Here is a 21,801-nt window from a genome sequence, read left to right as displayed (position 1 = left end):
ACCGACTCCTCCGGTAGATCCACGAGTACGCGCCGCAAGGCATCGACCCCCGACAGCGATCACCCTTCCGCGTGCCGGCCGGTAGCGCCATGTCGTAATCACCGAACCCTGAGCGGTGACCGTTGTAGGAACCCCACAAAAGTTTTTGGTCTTCCCCGCCCGCGCCGGAGGGTCTGCGGCACCCGCCGCAGGTCGCCGGGGTCAGCCGTGCGTCGACGCCGCCGCGGCGACCTCCCGGCGGCGGACCACCGCGACCAGCGCCGTGCCGAGAGTCAACAGCGCGCCGGCCACGACCAGCGCCACCGCCCCGTTCACCCGCAACGTCAGCACGGCGGAGACGAACGCGCCCAGGCCCATCGTGGTGATCGCCCCGAACCGGCGGAGCCAGGCCGTGCCCGGACCGCCGGCGGCCCGGCTGTCGGCGGAGAGGTTCACCATGGTCATGGTCACCACCACCGTGGAGAGGTCCCGGATGCCGATGTGCTTGACCGCCGCGGCCTGCGCGCCGAGCACCAGGGCGAGCAGACCGGTGACGACCAGCATCACCCCGTGCGCCGGTGGGCCGGTGACGAGCCAGAACCCGGCCAGGGCGAGCGAGAGCACACTGCCGCCGACCAGGATGGCCAGCCCGGCGGCGGGCAACGCCGCCGGGCCCGGCGCGCCCCGGGTCAGCCGCGCGGCGAGCACCGCGCCGAGCATGAACGTCAGCAACGCCACCAGGTTGTTGAGCACCGGCAGGCCGGACACCCCGGCCAGCCCGAACCCGATGAAGAGCACGTTGCCCGTCATGTTGCCGGTGAAGACCCGGTCCAGGGCGAGATAGCTGACGCCGTCGACCGCGCCGGTCGCCGCGGTCAGCACCAGCAGCGGCACCTCGTAGCTCTTCGTCATGGCCCTTCCGATGATCGTTTCCGGCCGGCAGTCTACCCATGACCTGCGGGAACGTCCCGGGTGGCCGGGACACCGACCCCTGGTGGCCGGGACGCCGGGGCCCGTTGACTGGCCCCATGACCGAGCTGCCGGACCACTTCCCCGCCCACGTCAAGGGCTCCTACGTCAACTGCGACCAGTACGCCCGCGAGGCGCGGCTCACCCCGCCCCCGGACCACATCCCGGCCCACGTGAAGAACTCCTACGTCAACTGCCAGGAGTACACCCGGGAGCTGCGGCTCACCCCGCCGCCGGCCGCCGAGCACTTCCCCGAGCACGTGAAGAACTCGTACCCGACCTGCCAGGAGGCGGTCCGCCCGCCCCGGCTCACCCTCGTGCCGACGGCCGGGGCATGACCACCGTCGTCCCGCCCCGGCTCGACCCCGCCTGGCGGGAGTGGCTGGTCGAGAACCTGGCCATGGGCGCGTCGGTGGCGCAGGCGAGGGCGGTGGCCGTCGCCGGGTCCGCCGACCCGCAGGCCGTCGACGCCGAGCTGCGGGAACTGACCGACCACCCGTACTTCGCGGTGTGCCGGCGGCTCGCGCTGCGCTACGACTGGCTGGAGTCGGTGCTCGACACGTACCGGACGCTGCGCGACAGCGACGGCGGGCGGACGCTGGAGCGGCGCGCGGACCTCGACCCCGGGGAGTTCTTCTCCCGCTACTACTTCGGCAACCGGCCGGTCGTGCTGGACGGCCTGATGGCCGACTGGCCCGCCCTCGGCTGGACGCTTCCCGGCCTCGCGGCGGCCTGCGGTGACGCCGTGGTCGAGGTGATGACCGGCCGGGAGGCCAACCCCGACCACGCCTGGCAGTACGACCGGCACCGCACCAGCATGCCGTTCCGCGAGTACCTGGCGCTGCTGGCCTCGGGCCGGCACACCAACGACTACTACATGGTGCCGCGCAACGAGAACTGGTCAGGCGCGCTGCGTCCGCTCGTCGCGGACATCCGTGCCCCGGAGGGGATCGTGGACCCGTCCGGGCTCGGTCACCTGCTGCTCGGACCGGCCGGGACGGTGACCCCGCTGCACGTGGACAACAGTTCGGTGCTGCTCGGTCAGGTGCTCGGCCGCAAGCACGTCCGGCTGGTCCCGTCGTACGAGCGGCACCTGGTCTATCCGCGCGGCGGCACGTTCAGCGCGGTCGACGCGGCGAACCCGGACCTCACCCGGCACCCGCGCTACGCCGAGGCGACGGTGCTCGACGTCGTGCTGGAGCCGGGTCAGCTGCTGTTCGTGCCGGTGGGTTGGTGGCACTGGGTGCAGGCGTTGGAGGTCAGCGCCACGGTCAGCTTCCACCACTTCACCATCCCGGGCCAGAACCACAAGATGGCCACCCCACCCGCCGCCACCCCACCCCGCTGACCCACCCCTCCCGCCCGGCCCCCACCGGCCCTGGCCCCCGGTGATCAAGAGAAATGCGTCAGGAAGTTGCCCGGCGGCTGACCTTTTCCTCTTGATCACCGGGCTTCGGCGGAGTGTGTGCGACGTGGCGGGGCGGTGGGGCAGGGGTGCGGGATTAGGGTGTTGCGGTGGATCACGAGGATCGAATCGCGCTCTTTCTCGACTACGAGAACCTTGCCCTGGGTGCCCGGGAACACCATGGTGGGCGGGCGTTCGACTTCCGTCCGATCGCCGACGCCCTCGCCGAGCGGGGACGGGTGGTGGTCCGCCGGGCGTACGCGGACTGGTCGTACTTCGACGAGGACCGCCGGATGCTCACCCGCTCGCACGTCGAGCTGATCGAGATCCCGCAGCGGATGGGGGCGTCCCGCAAGAACGCCGCCGACATCAAGATGGCCGTCGACGCGGTGGAGTTGGCCTTCGAGCGCGGCTACATCTCCACCTTCGTCATCTGCACCGGGGACAGCGACTTCACCCCGCTGGTGCACAAGCTGCGTGAACTCAACAAACGGGTGATCGGGGTCGGGGTGGAGAAGTCGACCTCGGCGCTGCTCCCGCCCGCCTGCGACGAGTTCCTCTACTACGACCGGCTGGAGGGCGTCGACCTGCCGCCCGTACGGGGCCGGCGGGGTCGCGCGTCCCGCCCGGCCGAACCGCAGCAGCCGGAGCCGACGGCGGTGGAGCCGGCACCGGAGCAGCCGGAGCAGCCGGAATCCACGCCCGCCGCCGAGGAGCCGGTACGCGACGCCGAGGCGCTCGCGGTGCTGGTCGCCCAGACCGTCGCCGGCCTCCAGGGCAGCTCGGAAGGGGAGGTGACCGCCTCCCGGCTCAAGCGCACCCTGCTGCGCAAGGACCCCACGTTCAGCGAGTCCGACTACGGGTTCCGCACCTTCGGTGAGCTGCTGCGCCACCTCGCCGGGCACAACGTCGTCGAGTTGGCCGAAGGGCCGGCCAAGGGCGACCCGGAGGTGTCCCTGCCCGAGCACGGTGACCAGGAGGTGGCCTTCGCGCTGCTGCGTACGGTGGTGGCGGAGCTGGCCGCGGCCGGTGGCCCGGTGGCGCTCTCCGGACTCAAGAACCAGCTCCGCCGGGCCCGCCCCGAATTCAGCGAGAAGAAGCTCGGATACCGCAGTTTCCTCCAGTTCGGTAAGGCCGCCGCCACTGCCGGTGAGGTCACCTTGGCCTGGAGTGCGGAGGCCGACGACTACCTGCTCACGCCCCGGCAGGGGTGACCGGGCGGGGTCGGCGGCGGGCCTCGACGAATTCGTGACTCACGTTCCACGGCCGAGTTGCTATACGGTCGGTGAATGATGGTCGAGGAGCACTGGTGGAACGGTGACCCGAGCCCACGCGGGCGGCGGGACGTCTACATCCGTACCGACGGGGAAGCCTGGGAGGTCCAGGCGCAGATCGGCGGGGCGTCGGGTCGCTCCCGCGTGCAGCAGTGCCCGAGCCGGGCGGCAGCGGTCATCCTGGCCGACGCCTGGCGCGGCAGCAATCCTTCCTGGCGCGGGCTGCACCGCTGATCGGTCCGGGCGCAGGCGGGCGGTCCGCACCGCGTCCCGCCCGCCCCGCCTCCGGCCGGTCCCGGTCGGGCGCCCCGCAGGAGACCTCCGAGCTGGCTGGCGCGCAATGGCCCTGATCACACAGCGTAACTTTCCTCTCACTGCCCGGTCGGCGGGACCCTGAGCAGGGCGAGCTAACTGGCAACCTTCTTGACAGAAGGACCTGGTATCGACATCCTTCGAGGAGAGCGCTCTCCCCGGCGTGCTCCCCGCCCCCGATGTCGCCCCAAGGAGCCTCCCGTGCCAGGAGCCCGAGCCGTCCCCCGGCCCCGATCCCTCGCCCGCGCGGCGGTCGCCCTCGTCACCCTCGCCGCCGCCCTCGTCCTGCCCGCCCAGGCCGAGCCCGCCTCGGCCGCCATCGGCGGCATCACCTGGCAGGACGAGTTCAACGCCGCCGCCGGCACCCCCGTCGACCAGAACCGGTGGCGCTTCGACATCGGCGGTGGTGGCTGGGGCAACAACGAACGGCAGTACTACACCAACAGCACCAGCAACGCCGTCCACGACGGACAGGGCAACCTGGTCATCACCGCCCGCCGGGAGAACCCGGCCAACTACCAGTGCCACTACGGCCGGTGCGAATACACCTCGGCGCGGCTGCTCACCGCCGCCACCTTCACCCAGGCGTACGGCCGGTTCGAGGCCCGGATCAAGATCCCCCGGGGCCAGGGCATCTGGCCGGCGTTCTGGATGCTCGGCAACGACATGGGCAGCGCCGGCTGGCCCGCCGCCGGTGAGATCGACATCATGGAGAACATCGGCCGGGAACCGAACACCGTCTACGGCACCGTGCACGGCCCCGGCTACTCAGGCGGGGGTGGCATCACCGGCAGCCGCACCATCGGCCAGCCCCTCGCCGACACCTTCCACACCTACCGGGTGGACTGGGAGCCGAACCTGATCGTCTGGTACCTCGACGGCGTCGAGTACCACCGCGTCGACCCGTCCCGGCTCGGCGGCAACCGCTGGGTCTACGACCACCCCTTCTTCATGATCCTCAACGTGGCGGTGGGCGGGAACTGGCCCGGCTACCCCGACGGCTCCACCCAGTTCCCCCAGCAGATGCTCGTGGACTACGTCCGGGTCTCCAGCTACGTTCCCGGCGGCGGCAACCCGCAGCCCGGCACCACCCGGCTACGCGGCTCGCAGAGCGGCAGGTGCATCGACATCCCGAGCGCCAACCCGGTCGACGGCGCGAAACTCCAGATCTGGGACTGCAACACCACCGCCGCGCAGGCCTGGACCTTCGCCGCCGACGGCACCGTCCGCGCGATGGGCAAGTGCATGGACCCGGCCTGGGCCGGCACCGCCAACGGCACCGAGGTCAACCTGGTCACCTGCAACGGCAACCCGGCCCAACGGTTCACCCTCAACGGCGCCGGGGACCTGGTAAACCTCAGCGCCAACAGGTGCGTCGACGTGCGCGACCAGAACCCCAACAACGGCGGCAAGCTGCACCTGTGGGACTGCCTCGGCGTCGCCAGCCAGAAGTGGTCCCGCTTCTGACTGGCGGCTACCGCGGACGGCCCACTGCGGCGGGTACCTGTGCCGCGTGAAGTCGTCTACCGCGATAGCGGGCACGGCCTGAGATGACGGATGGCCCCCAGCGCACGCTGGGGGCCATCCGCCGCGTCCCGGGTCAGTGCCGTGCGGCGTGTTCCACGAAAGACTTCCAGTTCTGCGGGTCGAAGGTCAGGACCGGCCCTGCGAGGTCCTTGCTGTCGCGGACGGCAACCAGACCGGGCATGTTGGCGGCTACCTCGACGCAGTCGGTGTTTCCGCTGCGGCTTGCCTTGCGCCACTGGGCGTTGCTCAGGTCCATGACGTCACTGCCTCCTTCAGGAGTTCCATCGACTGGTGGCGGGGCAGGGCGTCGTTGCGGACCGACTCCCACCTCGCCAAGAGGCTAGCCAGGTCACCCTCGCTGTCGATCGTCGTACCGGCGAGTTGGCTCTCCAGGGTGCCCACCCAGCTGCCGTCCAGGCCCCTGGCCAGTGCGAACGGCCCGGACATGCCCACATGGAAGCCGGTCAGGCGCGGAATGACGTGCACGCTGATCTGGGGGCGTTCGGTCATGGCCACCAAGTGGTCGATCTGGCGGGTCATCAGGCCCCGGTAGCCCTCGTCGGTGCGGTGCAGTATGGCCTCGTCGATGACAGCGATGAGCTGGGGTGGGTCCGGCTGGTGGAGAACTGCCTGGCGGTCCATCCGGGCTGCCACCTTCCTCTCCACCTAGTCGTCGGTGAGCAGGTCATCGCAGCGGATCACCGCGCGGGCGTAGTTCTCCGTCTGGAGCAACGCGGGAACGAGACCAGGGTGGAAGCAACGAAGCTGCCGGGCGGCGCGTTCGGCTTCGAGCCACGGCCGGAACCAGCTGGGCTGGCCCTCCTTCTCCATTATCCGAAGCAGGGAGACCAAGAGGCCGCCGGAGTGGAGCACCTCGTCAGCCCGGGAGAGGAACTGCCTGTCGAATGGGCGGGTGCCCGTTTCCACGCTGGACACCATCGACGCCGAATAGTGCACCTGCTTGCCGAACTCCTCCTGGTTGAGTCCGGCGGCGAGGCGCATCCGGCGCAGCTGGGCCCGGATCAGACCGGCGGTCGGTTCCTCCACGATTCCTCCACAATCTTTACGCGAGAATCACTCGGTATCGCCGCACGAGCGAACGGCTTCGAGGCTGCGACACGGCCGGGCTCTTCGCCTTCCGAGAGTAGTGGCCTGCTCAACAGACTGTCATTCATGGCGGGCTCGCTGGTGGCCGGAAGGCGGTAGCGGGTCCTGCCGGGGCCGCTCCGCATCCTGGGTGGAGCGGCCCTCTCCAGTCGAGAAGGAGGTCGATGTCGTGGTGGTACGGCCCCCTGTCCCGCACGTTGCCATGCGCCCGGCGTGGCGGTGCCGTAGTTGCGGCAGCGCTTGGCCCTGCCAGCCGGCCAAGCTATCCCTGCTGCTGGAGTACCGGGACAACCGCACGGGCCTGCTCGTGTACCTCGGCGCCCTGATGATCGAGGCAACGAACCAGCTCACTCGACTCCATCCGGATCATCCGCCGACCCGGATGACCGAGCGCTTCCTGTCCTGGGCAAGAGCACGAGGTTGAGCCCTCGCCCCCCGTGCCCGGCGTGCTGGCGGGCAGTCGGAACGGTTTCGGGACACCCCAGCCGCCGCCGGGGTGACCCGGAGAGTGGCTGCCACGGTCGAGGTAGCGGCGTCGAGGGCTAGGGGGCGCTCTGGGGGCGGTAGGGGGTTAGTGCTGCGCCGGGCGGCCGTAGGGTCATCGCGAACAACCAAGAATGCCTGAAGAAGCTCTCTGTTTCGACAATTGCCGCCGCGCCGACCCGTGTGCCGATATTGGCCCGGGTCTGCCCGGCTGGGGCTAGTGGCGGGAGACGTAGATGGAGAACGAGGAGAAGCTTCTCGGGTACCTGAAGCGGGCCACCACCGATCTGCGTGAGGCCCGTCGGCAGTTGCGTCAGGCCGAGCGCCGCGAGTACGACCCGATCGCGATCGTGGGTATGAGCTGCCGCTTCCCGGGCGGTGTGGACGGTCCGGCCGCGCTGTGGCAACTGCTGGCCGACGGGACCGACGCGGTCGGCGACTTTCCCGACGACCGGGGCTGGAACGTCGAGGACATCTACGACCCCGACGATTCCAAGCCCGGTAAGACGTACGCGAGGAGCGGCGGTTTCCTTTCCGACGCCGCGCTATTCGACCCCGAATTCTTCGGCATTTCCCCGCGTGAGGCGATCGCCATGGACCCACAGCAGCGGCTGCTGCTGGAGGCGTCCTGGGAGGCGTTCGAATCGGCCGGCATCGACCCGACCTCGGTACGCGGCAGCCGCACCGGGGTGTTCGCCGGGCTGATGTACCACGACTACTCCAGCCGGCTGCCGCAGGTGCCCGCCGAGCTGGAGGGCTTCATCGGCAACGGCAACACCGGCAGCATCCTCTCCGGCCGGGTCGCCTACGTGCTGGGTCTGGAGGGCCCGGCCCTCACCGTCGACACCGCCTGCTCGTCGTCGCTGGTCGCGCTGCACCTGGCCATCCAGTCGCTGCGCCGCGAGGAGTGCACCCTGGCGCTGGCCGGTGGGGTGACCGTGATGGCCACCCCGGAGACGTTCGTCGACTTCAGCCGCCAGCGGGGGCTGGCCGCCGACGGCCGGTGCAAGCCGTTCGCCGCCGCCGCCGACGGCACCGGCTGGGCCGAGGGTGTCGGGATGCTGCTGGTCGAGCGGCTCTCCGACGCCCAGCGGCACGGGCACCGGGTGCTGGCCGTCGTCCGGGGCACCGCGGTCAACCAGGACGGCGCGAGCAGCGGCCTCACCGCCCCCAACGGCCCCTCGCAGCGGCGGGTCATCGCCGACGCCCTCGCCAACGCCCGGCTCACCGCCGACCAGGTCGACGCCGTCGAGGCGCACGGCACCGGCACCCGGCTCGGCGACCCGATCGAGGCGCAGGCACTGCTCGCCACGTACGGGCGGGACCGGGAACAGCCGCTCTGGCTCGGCTCGGTGAAGTCGAACCTGGGGCACACCCAGGCCGCCGCCGGTGTCGCCGGGGTGATCAAGATGGTGTTGGCGATGCGGCACGGTGTGCTGCCCCGCACCCTGCACGTCGACCGGCCCACCCCGCACGTCGACTGGACGGCGGGCGACGTCCGGCTGCTCACCGACGCCGTCGACTGGCCGGCCACCGGGCGGCCCCGGCGGGCTGCCGTGTCGTCGTTCGGGCTCAGCGGCACCAACGCCCACGTGGTGCTGGAACAGGCCCCGACGGCCGAGGCCGCCGACCCGGACGACACCGCCGCACCGACGCCGGCCGCCGAGCCGCCGGTGCTGCTCTGGCCGCTGTCCGGCCGGTCGGCGGCGGCCCTGGCCGGGCAGGCCGCCCGGCTGCGCGGTTTCCTCACCGACGAGCGTCCGGTGGACGTCGGGTTCTCGCTGGGCGCGGGTCGGGCCGGGTTGGAGTTCCGGGGGGTGGCGGTGGGCCGTGGGGCCGCCGAGCTGTCCGCCGGTCTCGACGCCCTGTCCGCCGGCACCGGTGTGTCGGGTCGGGTGACCGGTGGTCGTACGGCGGTGTTGTTCACGGGTCAGGGTGCGCAGCGGGTCGGGATGGGTCGTGAGCTGGCCGAAGCGTTCCCGGTGTTCGCGCAGGCCCTCGATGAGGTGTGTGCGGCGTTCGGGCCGTTGTTGGGTGGTGATCTGCGGGAGGTGATGTTCACCGACCCGGATGGTGTCCTGGATCAGACGGGGTGGACGCAGCCGGCTCTGTTCGCGGTCGAGGTGGCCCTGTTCCGGCTGGCGGAGTCGTGGGGTTTGAAGCCTGACTTCGTCGCCGGGCACTCGATCGGTGAGCTTGCTGCCGCGCACGTGGCCGGTGTGTGGTCGTTGGAGGACGCCTGTCGGGTCGTCGCCGCCCGGGGTGGTCTGATGCAGGCCCTCCCGGCGGGTGGGGCGATGCTGGCGATCGCCGCGCCGCTGGATGAGCTGGACCTGGGTGACATCGACGTGGCGGCGGTGAACGGTCCCCGTGCGGTGGTGGTATCGGGGACCGAGGAGCAGATCGCCGCGCTGGAAGCCTCCTTGGAGGTGAAGACGCGTCGGTTGCGGGTGTCGCATGCTTTCCATTCGCACCTGATGGATCCGATGCTCACCGTGTACGGGCAGGTCGTGGAGAGCGCGACTGCGAACCCGGCGGGCATTGCGCTGGTGTCGACCGCGACCGGTGATCTCGCCACCGATGCCGAGTTGGGTAGCGTCGGTTACTGGCAGGGGCAGGTGCGGGGGACCGTGCGGTTCGCCGACGCGGTAACTGCTCTTGCCGCACGCGGAGTCACCCGGTTCGTGGAGATCGGGCCGGACAGTGTGCTCACCGCGATGGTCGCGGACTGCGTCGACGACGCCACCGCCATCGCGCTCCAGCGCCGCAGGCGCGGGCAGGACGAGAACACGCCCGACGACGGCCAGGTGCAGGCGTACACGGTCGGCATGGCCCAGGCGTGGGCCAGCGGGACCGCCCTGGACTGGGCGGCGGTGAACCCGGGCGGCCGGCAGGTCGACCTGCCCACCTACGCCTTCCAGCACCAGCGGTACTGGCTCGACGTGCCGCCCGGCAGCGGCGACACCACCGGCCTCGGCCAGCTCCCCGCCGACCACCCGATGCTCGGCGCGGTCGTCGACCTGCCCGACACCGGTGGCATGGTGCTCACCGGCCGGCTCTCCCGCAGCACCCAGCCGTGGCTCGCCGACCACGCCGTGTTCGACACCGTCCTCGTCCCCGGCACCGGGCTGGTCGAACTCGCCCTGCGCGCCGGTGACCAGGTCGGCTCCCCGGTCCTCGACGAGCTGACCATCAACGCGCCGCTGGTGCTGCCCGCCGACGGTGGCCTGGCCCTGCGGGTCACCGTCGACGCCGCCGACGACAGCGGCGCGCGTACCCTCGGGATCTGGACCCGGGCCGACGACGCGGCCGACGACACCGACTGGACCCGGCACGCCGAAGGGGTCCTGGTCCGGCAGGCCGGAGCCGACCCGGCCGCCGCCGACCTCACCGAGTGGCCGCCCCCCGGCGCCGAACCCGTCGACCTCGATGGCCTCTACGACCGGCTGCGCGACCACGGCTACGGCTACGGGCCGGTCTTCCAGGGGCTGCGCGCGGTGTGGCGGCGCGGCGACGGCGACGCCGCCGAGGTGTGGGCCGAGGCGGCGCTGCCCGAGGTGGCCGCCGCCGACGCGACCCGGTTCCTGCTGCACCCGGCGCTGCTCGACGCCGCCCTGCACGCCAACCTGGTCGACGAGGGCGCGGGCGACACCCCGCTGCCGTTCTCCTGGCGCGGCGTCACCCTGCACGCCGCGCACGCCGCCACCCTGCGCATCCGGATCTCCCCGGCCACCGGCGACAAGCTGGCCGTCACCGTCGCCGACGGGCACGGCCACCCGGTCGCCACGATCGACCAGGTGGTGGCCCGGCCGGTCGCCGCCGACGCGCTCGGCGCCGCCGGCAACCGGCACCGCCACCTGTACGAGGTGAGCTGGCAGCCCGTCCCCACCCCGGCCGCCGCCACCGGCACCTGGACCGCGCTCGACGTCGACGCGGAGCTGCCCGAAACCGCTCCCGACACCGTCGTGGTCACTCTCGACCCGTCCGGCACCCCGCCGGCCGCCGTGCACGGGGCCACCGAACGCCTGCTGGGGCTGCTGCGCCGCTGGCTCACCCATCCGGCGTACGCCCACAGCACGCTCGCCCTGCTCACCCGGGACGCCGTCGGTGCCGGCGACACCCCCGTCGACCCCGCCGCGGCGGCCCTGTGGGGGCTGGTCCGGGCGGCCGAGGCCGAACACCCGGGCCGGTTCGTCCTGGTCGACACCGACGACAGCGGCACCGACCACCTGGCGGCGGCCCTGGCCACCGGTGAACCCGAGGTGGCCGTCCGCGACGGCGGACTGCTGGTGCCCCGGTTGACCCGGGTGGGCGTCGACGCGCCCGCCGACGGTGGCTGGGCCACCGACCGCACCGTCCTGATCACCGGTGGGCTCGGCGGGCTGGGCAGCCTCGTCGCCCGGCACCTGGTCACCCGGCACGGCGTACGCCGGCTGTTGCTGACCGGGCGCAGCGGCGCGGCCACGCCCGGCGCGGCTGACCTGGTCGCGGACCTCACCGCCGCCGGTGCGGACGTGACGGTCGCCGCCTGCGACGTCGCCGACCGGGACGCGGTCGCCGCCCTGCTCGCCGAACACCCGGTCGGCGCGGTGGTGCACGCCGCCGGTACCGCCGAGAACGCGCTGGTCGACGCCCTCACCCCCGAGCAACTGCACCGGGTGCTACGGCCCAAGGTGGACGCCGCCTGGCACCTGCACGAGCTCACCCGCGACCACGACCTGACCGCCTTCGTGCTGTTCTCCTCGTCGGCGGGCTGGGTGGCCGGGGCCGGGCAGGGCAACTACGCCGCCGCGAACCTCTTCCTCGACGCCCTCGCCCAACGCCGCCGCGCCGACGGGCTGCCCGCCACCTCGCTGGCCTACGGCCTGTGGGCCACCGGCACCGGCATGGGCGGTCACCTCGACGACGCCGACCTGCACCGCATGCGCCGGCTCGGGATGCCCGCGATGAGCACCGACGAGGGGCTGGCGTTGTTCGACGCGGCCGTCGCCGCCGGGCGGCCCACCACCGTACCGGTGCGGCTCGACCTGGACGCGTTGCGACGACGCACCGACGCGCTGCCCGCCGTGCTGCGCGGCCTGGTCCGTACCCCCGCCCGGCCGACCGCCGCCGGTGCGGGTGCGGCGGCCGACGGCCCGCCGCTGGCCCAGCGCCTCGCCGGCCTCTCCGACGCCGACCGGGACACCCTGCTGCTCGACCTGGTCCGTACGCACGCCGCCGCCGTGCTGGGGTTCCCCGGCCCGGCGTCGGTGGAACCCGGCCGCGCGTTCAAGGACCTCGGCTTCGACTCCCTCGCCGCCGTCGAGTTCCGCAACGTGCTCAGCACCGTCACCGGGCTGCGGCTGCCGGCGACGCTCGTCTTCGACCACCCGGAACCCACCGCCCTGGCCCGCGCCCTCAAGGCCGACCTGGTGGTGCCCGACGCCGACCCGGCCGGTGCGGTGCTCGCCGACCTCGACCGGCTGGAGAAGGCCCTGACCGAGGTGCCGGGTGCGGAACACGCCCGGCTGACCGCCCGGCTCGAGGCGGTGCTGCGCGGCTGGCAGGACCGCACCGGCCGCCCCGACGACGACACCCCGCACGACTACGAGTCCGCCACCGACGAGGAACTGTTCGACGTGCTGGAGAACGAGCTCGGCCTCTCCTGACGGCAGCCTCCGACGAACCTTCCGGCGCGGGAAAGATTGGTGTGAACGATGGCGAACGACGACAAGCTCCGGACCTTCCTCAAGCGCGCCACCGCCGAACTGCAACAGGCCAACCGGCGGCTGCGTGAGGTGGAGGGCCGGGACCAGGAGCCGATCGCGATCGTCGGCATGGGCTGCCGCTACCCCGGCGGGGTCCGGTCGCCGGAGGACCTGTGGCGGCTCGTCGCCGACGGCACCGACGCCATCTCCGGCTTCCCCACCGACCGGGGCTGGGACGTCGACGGCGTCTACGACCCGGAACCCGGCAAGCCCGGCAAGAGCTACACCCGGCACGGTGGTTTCCTCTACGACGCCGCCGACTTCGACCCGGGGTTCTTCGGGATGAGCCCCCGCGAGGCGGTGGAGACGGACCCGCAGCAGCGGCTGCTGCTGGAGGCGTCCTGGGAGGCGTTCGAGCACGGCGGCATCGACCCGGTCGCCCTCAAGGGCACCGCCACCGGCGTGTTCGTCGGCGTGATGCACCACGACTACGTCGACAGCACCACCTCCGGCAGCCTCGTCTCCGGCCGGGTCGCCTACAACCTGGGGCTGGAGGGGCCGGCGATCACCGTCGACACCGCCTGCTCGTCGTCGTCGGTGGCGATGCACCTGGCCTGCCAGTCGCTGCGCAAGGAGGAATGCGGGCTGGCCCTGGCCGGCGGGGTCGCCGTGATGGCCACCCCGCAGCTCTTCGTCGAGTTCAGCAAGCAGCGCGCGCTGTCCCCGGACGGCCGGTGCCGGTCCTTCGGGGACGGCGCGGACGGCGCGGCCTGGTCCGAGGGCGTCGGGGTGCTGGTGCTGGAGCGGCTTTCCGACGCGCAGCGCAACGGGCACCGCGTCTACGGGCTGATCCGGGGTTCCGCCGTCAACCAGGACGGCGCGAGCAACGGGTTGACCGCGCCGAACGGGCCGGCCCAGCAGCGGGTGATCCGGGCGGCGCTGGCCAACGCCCGGCTCTCCGTCGCCGACGTGGACGTGGTCGAGGCGCATGGCACCGGCACCACCCTCGGTGACCCGATCGAGGCGCAGGCCGTGCTGGCCACCTACGGCCGGGACCGGGAGACGCCGCTCTTCCTCGGCTCGATCAAGTCCAACATCGGGCACGCCCAGGCCGCCGCCGGTGTCGCCGGGGTGATCAAGATGGTGATGGCGATGCGGCACGGCACCCTGCCGCGCACGCTGCACGCCGAGACGCCGTCGCGGCAGGTCGACTGGGACGCCGGGGACGTGCGGCTGCTCACCGAGCCGGTCGACTGGCCGGCGGTGGACCGGCCCCGCCGGGCGGGCGTGTCGTCGTTCGGCATCAGCGGCACCAACGTGCACCTCATCGTCGAGCAGGCCCCGCCCGTCGAGGCCGGCACGCCGGGGCCGACCCCGCCGGTCGTCCTCTGGCCGGTGTCGGGGCGTTCCCCCGAGGGGATGGCCCGCCAGGCCGCCGGGATCGCCGGGTTCGCCGCCGACTCCGACGAGCGTCCGGTGGACGTCGGGTTCTCGCTGGGCGCGGGTCGGGCCGGGTTGGAGTTCCGGGGGGTGGCGGTGGGCCGTGGGGCCGCCGAGCTGTCCGCTTCCCTGGAGGCCCTGGCCTCGGGCAGCGGTCTGTCGGGTCGGATCACCAGCGGTCGTACGGCGGTGTTGTTCACCGGTCAGGGTGCGCAGCGGGTCGGCATGGGCCGTGACCTGGCGGAAGCCTTCCCGGTGTTCGCGCAGGCCCTCGACGAGGTGTGTGCGGCGTTCGGTCCGTTGTTGGATGGTGACCTGCGGGAGGTGATGTTCGCCGATCCGGATGGTGTTCTCGACCAGACGGGGTGGACGCAGCCGGCGTTGTTCGCGGTCGAGGTGGCCCTGTTCCGCCTGGCCGAGTCGTGGGGGTTGAAGCCGGACTTCGTGGCGGGGCATTCGATCGGTGAGTTGGCCGCCGCGCATGTCGCCGGGGTGTGGTCGCTGGAGGACGCGTGTCGGGTGGTGGCGGCCCGTGGTGGTCTGATGCAGGCCCTTCCGGCGGGTGGGGCGATGTTGGCGATCGCCGCGCCGCTTGCCGAGTTGGACCTGGGTGACATCGACGTGGCGGCGGTGAACGGTCCCCGTGCGGTGGTGGTATCGGGGACCGAGGAGCAGATCGCCGCGCTGGAAGCGTCCCTGGAGGTGAAGACGCGTCGGTTGCGGGTGTCGCATGCTTTCCATTCGCACCTGATGGATCCGATGCTCGACCAGTACGGGCAGGTCGTCGACGGGGTGACCGCCAGCCCGGCGGGCATTGCGCTGGTGTCGACCGCGACCGGCGATCTCGCCACCGATGCCGAGTTGGGTAGCGTCGGTTACTGGCAGGGTCAGGTGCGGGGGACCGTGCGGTTCGCTGACGCGGTGGCCGCTCTGGCGGCGCGTGGTGTGACCCGGTTCGTGGAGATCGGGCCGGACAGTGTGCTCACCGCGATGGTCGCCGACTGCGTCGACGACGCGGTGGCGATTGCGTTGCAGCGTCGCGACCGGGAGCAGGTGGCCGCGTACGCCACCGGGATGGCGCAGGCGTGGACCACCGGCGTCGACCTCGACTGGACGGCCGTGCACCCGGGGGCACGGCAGGTCGAGCTGCCCGGCTACGCCTTCGCCCGCCAGCGGTACTGGCTGGCCGCCCCTACCGCCGCACCGGCCACCGTCACCGACGACTGGCGCTACCGGGTCGTGTGGCGGGCCGCCGACCTGCCCACCGGCGCGGAACTCACCGGCGACTGGTGGCTCGTCACCCCGGACACCCTCACCGACGACCCCCGGGTCACCGCCGTGGCCGACGCGCTCGCCGCCCGGGGGGCCACCGTCACCCGACTCACCGGCACCGACCCGCTCGCCGGCCGGGGCACCCCCACCGGTGTCCTCTCCCTGCTCGGCCTCGACGACACCCAGGACCCGTACGACGTCGGGCTGTCCGCCGGGGTCACCGGCACCGTACGGCTGGTGCAGACCCTCGCCGCCGCCGACGTCACCGGCCGGCTCTGGTGCCTCACCACCGGCGGCGTCGCCGTCGACCGGTACGAGGATCTGCCGCACGCCGCACAGGCCGGCCTCTGGGGGCTGGGCACGGTGCTCTCCCTCGACTACCCCGGCTGGTGGGGTGGCCTGGTCGACCTGCCCGCCGACTGGACGCCCGACACCCTCGACCGGCTCGTCGACGTGCTCGCCGACGGCGGCGAGGACCAGGTGGCCCTGCGTACCGCCGGGGCGCTGGCCCGGCGGATGGTGCGCTGGCCCGTCGCCGGCAGCCCCGACCGGCGCTACACCCCCACCGGCACCGTGCTCGTCACCGGCGGCACCGGCGGCATCGGCGCACACCTCACCGAATGGCTCCTCGACCGGGGCGCCGAGCGGGTGGTGTTGGCCAGCCGGCGCGGCCCCGCCGCCCCCGGGGCCGCCGACCTGGCCGCCCGCCTGCCCGGCGTTCAGGTCGTCGCCTGCGACGTGGCCGACCGGAACGCGGTCGGCGCGCTGCTCGACGGGATCGGCGACGACCTGACCGCCGTCTTCCACGCCGCCGGGGTGCTCTACGACCCGGCCCCGCTGGGCGAGACCGACCTCGACGACTTCGCCGCCGTGTGCCGGGCCAAGGTGCTCGGCGCGACCCACCTCGACGCGCTGCTCGGCGACCGGTCGCTCGACGCGTTCGTGCTGTTCGCCTCCGGCGCGGCCGTCTGGGGCAGCGCCGGGCAGGCCGCCTACGGCACCGGCAACGCCTGGCTCGACGCGCTGGCCCACCAGCGCCGTCGCCGGGGCCTGACCGCCACCTCGGTGGCCTGGGGCACCTGGGGCGGCGGCGGCATGGTCGACGAGCAGGCCACCGAGCAGCTCCTGCGGCAGGGCACCCCGCCGATGGAGCCGCGACTCGCCCTCGGCGCGTTGCAGCAGGTCCTCGACCACGACGAGAGCCACCTCGTGGTCACCGACATCGACTGGGCCCGGTTCACCCCGATCTACACCCTGGCCCGGCCCCGGCCGCTGCTCGCTGCGCTCGCCGAGGCCCAGCAGACCCCGGCCGCCGCCGCCCCGGCCACGCCCACCGACACCTCCGTGCTGGCCGGGCTGCCCGACGCCGAGCGGCTGCCGTACCTGCTGGACACCGTCCGCGCCCAGGTCGCCACCGTCCTCGGGTACGACGCGTCGGCCACCGTGGACGTCCAGCGGCCGTTCCGGGAACTCGGGTTCGACTCGCTGACCGCCGTGGAGCTGCGCAACGCCCTCGGCGCGGCCGTCGGGCTGCGCCTGCCGGCCACCATGGTCTACGACCACCCGACCCCGGCCGTGCTGGCCCGCCACCTGTACGACGAACTCGTCGGCACCGCCGCCCCGACCACCGTCGCGTCCGGCGTCGGCGGCACCGACCCCGACGAGCCGATCGCCATCATCGGGATGAGCTGCCGCTACCCCGGCGGCGTCCGGTCCCCGGAGGACCTGTGGCGGCTCGTCGACAATGGCACCGACGCGATCAGCGCGTTCCCCGTCGACCGGGGCTGGAACTCCGACGCCCTCTTCGACGCCGACCCGGACCAGCCGGGCACCAGCTACGTCCGCTCCGGTGGCTTCGTCTACGAGGCGGGTGCGTTCGACGCCGAGTTCTTCGGCATCTCGCCCCGTGAGGCGATCGCCATGGACCCGCAGCAGCGGCTGATGCTGGAGGTCACCTGGGAGGCGTGCGAGCGGGCCGGGATGGACCCGGAGGCGCTGCGCGGCAGCCCCGTCGGGGTGTTCGTCGGCTCCGGCGCCCAGGACTACGGCGACCTGCTCGGCCTCGCCCCCGCCGAGTCGGAGGCGTACCTGAGCACCGGCAGCTCCGCGTCGGTGATCTCCGGCCGGGTGTCGTACGCGTTCGGGTTCGAGGGGCCGTCGATGACCGTCGACACGGCGTGTTCCTCGTCGCTTGTCGCACTGCACCTCGCCGGTCAGGCGCTGCGGGCCGGGGAGTGCACCACCGCCATCGCCGGTGGGGTGCTGGTGATGTCGAACCCGACCCCGTTCGTGGCGTTCAGCCGGCAGCGGGGGCTCGCCCCGGACGGCCGGTGCAAGTCGTTCTCCGACGACGCCGACGGCACCGGCTGGTCCGAGGGCGTCGGGGTGCTGGTGCTGGAGAGGCTCTCCGACGCGCAGCGCAACGGGCACCGCGTCTACGGGCTGATCCGGGGTTCCGCCGTCAACCAGGACGGCGCGTCGAACGGGCTGACCGCGCCGAACGGGCCGGCCCAGCAGCGGGTGATCCGGGCGGCGCTGGCCAACGCCCGGATCACCCCCGACGCGGTCGACGCCGTCGAGGCACACGGCACCGGCACCACCCTCGGTGACCCGATCGAGGCACAGGCGCTGCTCGCCACCTACGGCCGGGACCGGGACCGCCCCCTGTGGCTCGGCTCGATCAAGTCCAACATGGGTCACGCCCAGGCCGCCGCCGGCATGGCCGGGGTGATCAAGATGGTGATGGCGATGCGGCACGACACGCTGCCGCGCACCCTGCACGCCGGGACGCCGTCGCGGCAGGTCGACTGGGCTGCCGGCGACGTGCGGCTGCTCACCGAACCGGTCGACTGGCCGGCCGGGGACCGCCCGCGCCGGGCGGGGGTGTCGTCGTTCGGGATCAGCGGCACCAACGCCCACGTGATCGTGGAGGAGGCCCCGCCGGTCGAGCCCGCCGGCCAGGACACGGCCCCCGAGCCGCCGGTGGCGCTCTGGCCGCTGTCCGCCCGGTCGGCCGGTGCGCTGGCCGCCCAGGCCGGCCGCCTGCGTGACTTCCTGACCGACGAACGGCCGGTCGACGTCGGGCACTCGCTGGCCGTCGGTCGGGCGGCCCTGGACCACCGGGCGGTCGCCGTCGGTGGTACGGCCGCCGACCTGGCCGCTTCCCTGGAGGCCCTGACCTCGGGCACCGGTCTGTCGGGTCGGATCACCACCGGTCGTACGGCGGTGCTGTTCACCGGTCAGGGTGCGCAGCGGGTCGGCATGGGTCGTGAGCTGGCGGAAGCCTTCCCGGTGTTCGCGCAGGCATTGGACGAGGTGTGTGCCGCGTTCGGGCCGCTGCTCGACGGTGACCTGCGGGAGGTGATGTTCACCGACCCGAACGGTGTCCTGGATCAGACGGGGTGGACGCAGCCGGCGTTGTTCGCGGTCGAGGTGGCCCTGTTCCGTCTCGCGGAGTCGTGGGGGTTGAAGCCCGATTTCGTTGCGGGTCATTCGATCGGTGAGCTGGCTGCCGCACACGTCGCGGGTGTCTGGTCCCTCGACGACGCGTGTCGAGTCGTCGCGGCCCGTGGTGGTCTGATGCAGGCCCTCCCGGCGGGTGGGGCGATGCTGGCCATCGCCGCGCCGCTGGATGAGCTGGACCTGGGTGACATCGACGTGGCGGCGGTGAACGGTCCCCGTGCGGTGGTCGTGTCGGGGACGGAGGAGCAGATCGCCGCGCTGGAAGCGTCCCTGGAGGTGAAGACGCGTCGGTTGCGGGTGTCGCATGCGTTCCATTCGCACCTGATGGATCCGATGCTGGCCGAGTACGGGCAGGTCGTGGAGAGCGCGACTGCGAACCCGGCGGGTATCCCGTTGGTGTCGACCGCGACCGGTGATCTCGCCACCGATGCCGAGTTGGGTAGCGCCGGTTACTGGCAGGGTCAGGTGCGGGGGACCGTGCGGTTCGCTGACGCGGTGGCCGCTCTGGCGGCGCGTGGGGTGACCCGGTTCGTGGAGATCGGGCCGGACAGTGTGCTCACCGCGATGGTCGCGGACTGCGTCGAGGACGCCACCGCCATCGCGCTGCAGCGCCGCAAGCGCGAGCAGGTCGAGGCGTACGCCACCGGGATAGCGCAGGCGTGGATCAGCGGCGTCGACCTCGACTGGACGGCCGTGCACCCGGGGGCACGGCAGGTGGAACTGCCCACCTACGCCTTCCAGCACCAGCGGTACTGGATCGAGCCCGAGACCACCACCGGCACCGGCACCGACGAGGCCGACTGCGGGTTCTGGGACGCCGTCGACCGGGGCGACACCGACGTGCTCGCCGACGGTCTCGGCGTCGCCCCGGGCGTCGTCACCGAGGTGCTGCCCGGCCTCGCCGCCTGGCGGGCCCGGCAGCGGGACGCGGCCACCGTGGACGACTGGCGGTACCGGGTGGTGTGGCGCTCCACCGAACTGCCCGACGGCGGCGAACTCACCGGCACTTGGTGGCTCGTCGTACCGGCCGCGTCGACGGGCGACACCCGGGTGTCCACCCTCGCCGCCGGACTGGCCGCCCGGGGCGCCGACGTCGTCACCGTCACCGGCACCGAGCTGCCCGCCGGGGACACCCCCGCCGGGGTAGTTTCCCTGCTCGCCCTCGACGACACCCCCGACCCCACCGACGCGGGGCTGTCCGTCGGCGTCACCGACACCGTCGCGCTGATCCAGGCCCTCACCGCCACCGAATTCGCCGGCCGGGTGTGGTGCCTCACCGCGGGTGGTGTCGCCGTCGACCGGTTCGAGGAGCTGCCGCACCCCGCGCAGGGCGCGCTGTGGGGGCTCGGCACCGTGCTGTCCCTGGAGTACCCGCACTCCTGGGGTGGCCTGGCCGACCTGCCCACCGACTGGACCGCCGAGCACGTCGCGCGGCTCGCCGACGTCCTCGCCGCCGGTGCGGAGGACCAGGTGGCCGTCCGTACCGCCGGCGTGCTGGCCCGGCGGCTGGTCCGCTGGCCGGCCGCCGGCAACCCCGAGCGGCGCTACACCCCCACCGGCACGGTGCTGGTCACCGGCGGCACCGGCGGCATCGGCGGGCACCTGACCGAATGGCTTGTCGGTCAGGGCGCGCGGCGGGTGGTGCTGGCGAGCCGGCGGGGCGCGGCGGCCCCGGGTGCGGCGGAGTTGACGGCCCGGCATCCGGGTGTCGAGGTGGTGGCGTGTGACGTGGCCGACCGGGAGTCGGTCGCCGCGCTGCTGGCCGACCTCGGTGACGAGTTGACCGCCGTCTTCCACGCCGCCGGGGTGCTGCACCAGGAGAAGTCGCTCCCGGAGACCAGCCTGGCCGAGTTCGCCGAGGTGTGCCGGGCGAAGGTGCTCGGCGCGGTGCACCTGGACGCGTTGCTGGCCGACCGGCCGTTGGACGCGTTCGTGGTGTTCTCCTCCGGTGCGGCGGTGTGGGGCAGCGCCGGTCAGGCGGGTTACGCGACGGCGAACGCGTACCTGGACGCGTTGGCGCACCGGCGGCGTGGCCGGGGTGCGGTCGCCACCTCGGTCGCCTGGGGTAGCTGGGCGGGTGGCGGGATGGCCGACGGGGAGGCCACCGCGCACCTGCGCCGGCAGGGCACCCCGCCGATGGAACCCCGGCTCGCCGTCCGGGCGCTGCGGGAGGCCCTCGACCACGACGAGAGCCACCTCGTCGTCGCCGACATCGACTGGACCCGGTTCACCCCCATCTACACCCTGGCCCGGCCCCGGCCGCTGCTGGCGGCGCTGCCCGACGCCCAACCCGAGGCCGAACCGGCCACCCCGGTCACCGTGACCGCCGACCTCGCCGGTCGGCTCGCCGCGATGCCGTCACCGGACCGCCTGGACGCCGTCCTGGCGCTGGTCCGCGACCAGGTCGCCGCCGTCCTCGGGTACGCCTCCGGCGCGGACGTCGACCCGGAGCGGGCGTTCAAGGAGGCCGGCTTCGACTCGCTGACCGCCGTCGAGCTGCGCAACCGGCTCACCACCGAGACCGCGCTGCGGCTGCCCGCCACGCTGGTCTTCGACTACCCGACCCCGACCGAGCTGGCCCAGCAACTGCTCACCGAGCTGGTGCCCGCCGACGCCGGGGGCGTCACCCTGCTCGACGACCTCGACCGGCTCCAGGCGGCGCTGTCCACCCTGGACGCCGACGCGGTCGCCGCGCTCGACGAGAGCACCCGGGCCGGGGTGGGGGAGCGGCTGCGCACCATGCTCGCCGCGTGGACCGCCGGTCAACGCCCGGCCGAGGTCGCCAGCGTCACCGAGGATCTCGACACCGCCTCCGACGACGACCTCTTCGACTTCATCGACAGCAAGTTCGGCACCTCATGATCCGTCCGCTCCGTCGGCGCCG

8 protein-coding genes and 2 pseudogenes are annotated in these 21,801 nt (G+C 73.0%); 7 read left to right on the top strand and 3 right to left on the bottom strand.

Annotated features, from left to right (window positions below; all coding sequences use genetic code 11):
- Positions 1–201 precede the first annotated feature (201 nt).
- Positions 202–891, bottom strand: coding sequence for a YoaK family protein (locus ACN265_RS21925; RefSeq protein WP_204928177.1), 690 nt, complete (start codon positions 889–891; stop codon positions 202–204).
- Between the two features lie 116 nt (positions 892–1,007).
- Between ACN265_RS21925 and ACN265_RS21920 the strand changes: the two genes are divergently transcribed.
- The 5 genes from ACN265_RS21920 to ACN265_RS21900 all read left to right on the top strand — a co-directional run bounded on the left by ACN265_RS21920 (position 1,008) and on the right by ACN265_RS21900 (position 5,406).
- Positions 1,008–1,286 (top strand): hypothetical protein, encoded by a 279-nt coding sequence (locus ACN265_RS21920; protein ID WP_420119723.1) that lies wholly within the window; start codon positions 1,008–1,010, stop codon positions 1,284–1,286.
- A complete protein-coding gene (locus ACN265_RS21915; RefSeq protein WP_421409211.1) occupies positions 1,283–2,296 on the top strand; it encodes a cupin-like domain-containing protein in 1,014 nt (337 codons plus the stop codon). Before ACN265_RS21920 ends, ACN265_RS21915 begins: the two co-directional genes overlap by 4 nt.
- A 167-nt stretch (positions 2,297–2,463) precedes the next feature.
- Positions 2,464–3,567 carry an NYN domain-containing protein gene (locus ACN265_RS21910; RefSeq protein ID WP_421409210.1) on the top strand — a complete coding sequence of 368 codons (1,104 nt, stop codon included), beginning with the start codon at positions 2,464–2,466 and terminating at the stop codon, positions 3,565–3,567.
- Between the two features lie 75 nt (positions 3,568–3,642).
- Positions 3,643–3,861 carry a hypothetical protein gene (locus ACN265_RS21905; protein ID WP_088642133.1) on the top strand — a complete coding sequence of 73 codons (219 nt, stop codon included), beginning with the start codon at positions 3,643–3,645 and terminating at the stop codon, positions 3,859–3,861.
- A 279-nt stretch (positions 3,862–4,140) separates the two neighbouring features.
- Positions 4,141–5,406, top strand: coding sequence for a family 16 glycosylhydrolase (locus ACN265_RS21900; protein WP_204928174.1), 1,266 nt, complete (start codon positions 4,141–4,143; stop codon positions 5,404–5,406).
- Between the two features lie 133 nt (positions 5,407–5,539).
- On the opposite strand, the gene ACN265_RS21895 is transcribed toward ACN265_RS21900, so the two are convergent.
- Together ACN265_RS21895 and ACN265_RS21890 are read right to left on the bottom strand one after the other, a co-directional pair.
- Complete coding sequence (locus ACN265_RS21895) at positions 5,540–5,722, bottom strand: DUF397 domain-containing protein (protein ID WP_204957222.1); 183 nt, start codon at positions 5,720–5,722, stop codon at positions 5,540–5,542.
- Positions 5,713–6,468, bottom strand: a pseudogene (locus tag ACN265_RS21890) (helix-turn-helix domain-containing protein). The gene ACN265_RS21895 and the pseudogene ACN265_RS21890 overlap by 10 nt, the downstream one beginning before the upstream one ends.
- A gap of 824 nt (positions 6,469–7,292) precedes the next feature.
- On the opposite strand from ACN265_RS21890, the pseudogene ACN265_RS21885 reads away from it, so the two are divergent.
- Positions 7,293–12,704, top strand: a pseudogene (locus ACN265_RS21885) (SDR family NAD(P)-dependent oxidoreductase); the annotation flags it as partial.
- Positions 12,705–12,752: 48 nt separating this feature from the next.
- Positions 12,753–21,779, top strand: coding sequence for a type I polyketide synthase (locus ACN265_RS21880; protein WP_421409208.1), 9,027 nt, complete (start codon positions 12,753–12,755; stop codon positions 21,777–21,779).
- Positions 21,780–21,801 lie beyond the last annotated feature (22 nt).

Origin of the sequence: Micromonospora sp. WMMD730, assembly GCF_049178955.1 — a bacterium.
Lineage (GTDB): Bacteria > Actinomycetota > Actinomycetes > Mycobacteriales > Micromonosporaceae > Micromonospora > Micromonospora wenchangensis.
Note: the sequence above shows the minus strand (reverse complement) of the source record. Positions and strands in the feature narration are given on the sequence as shown.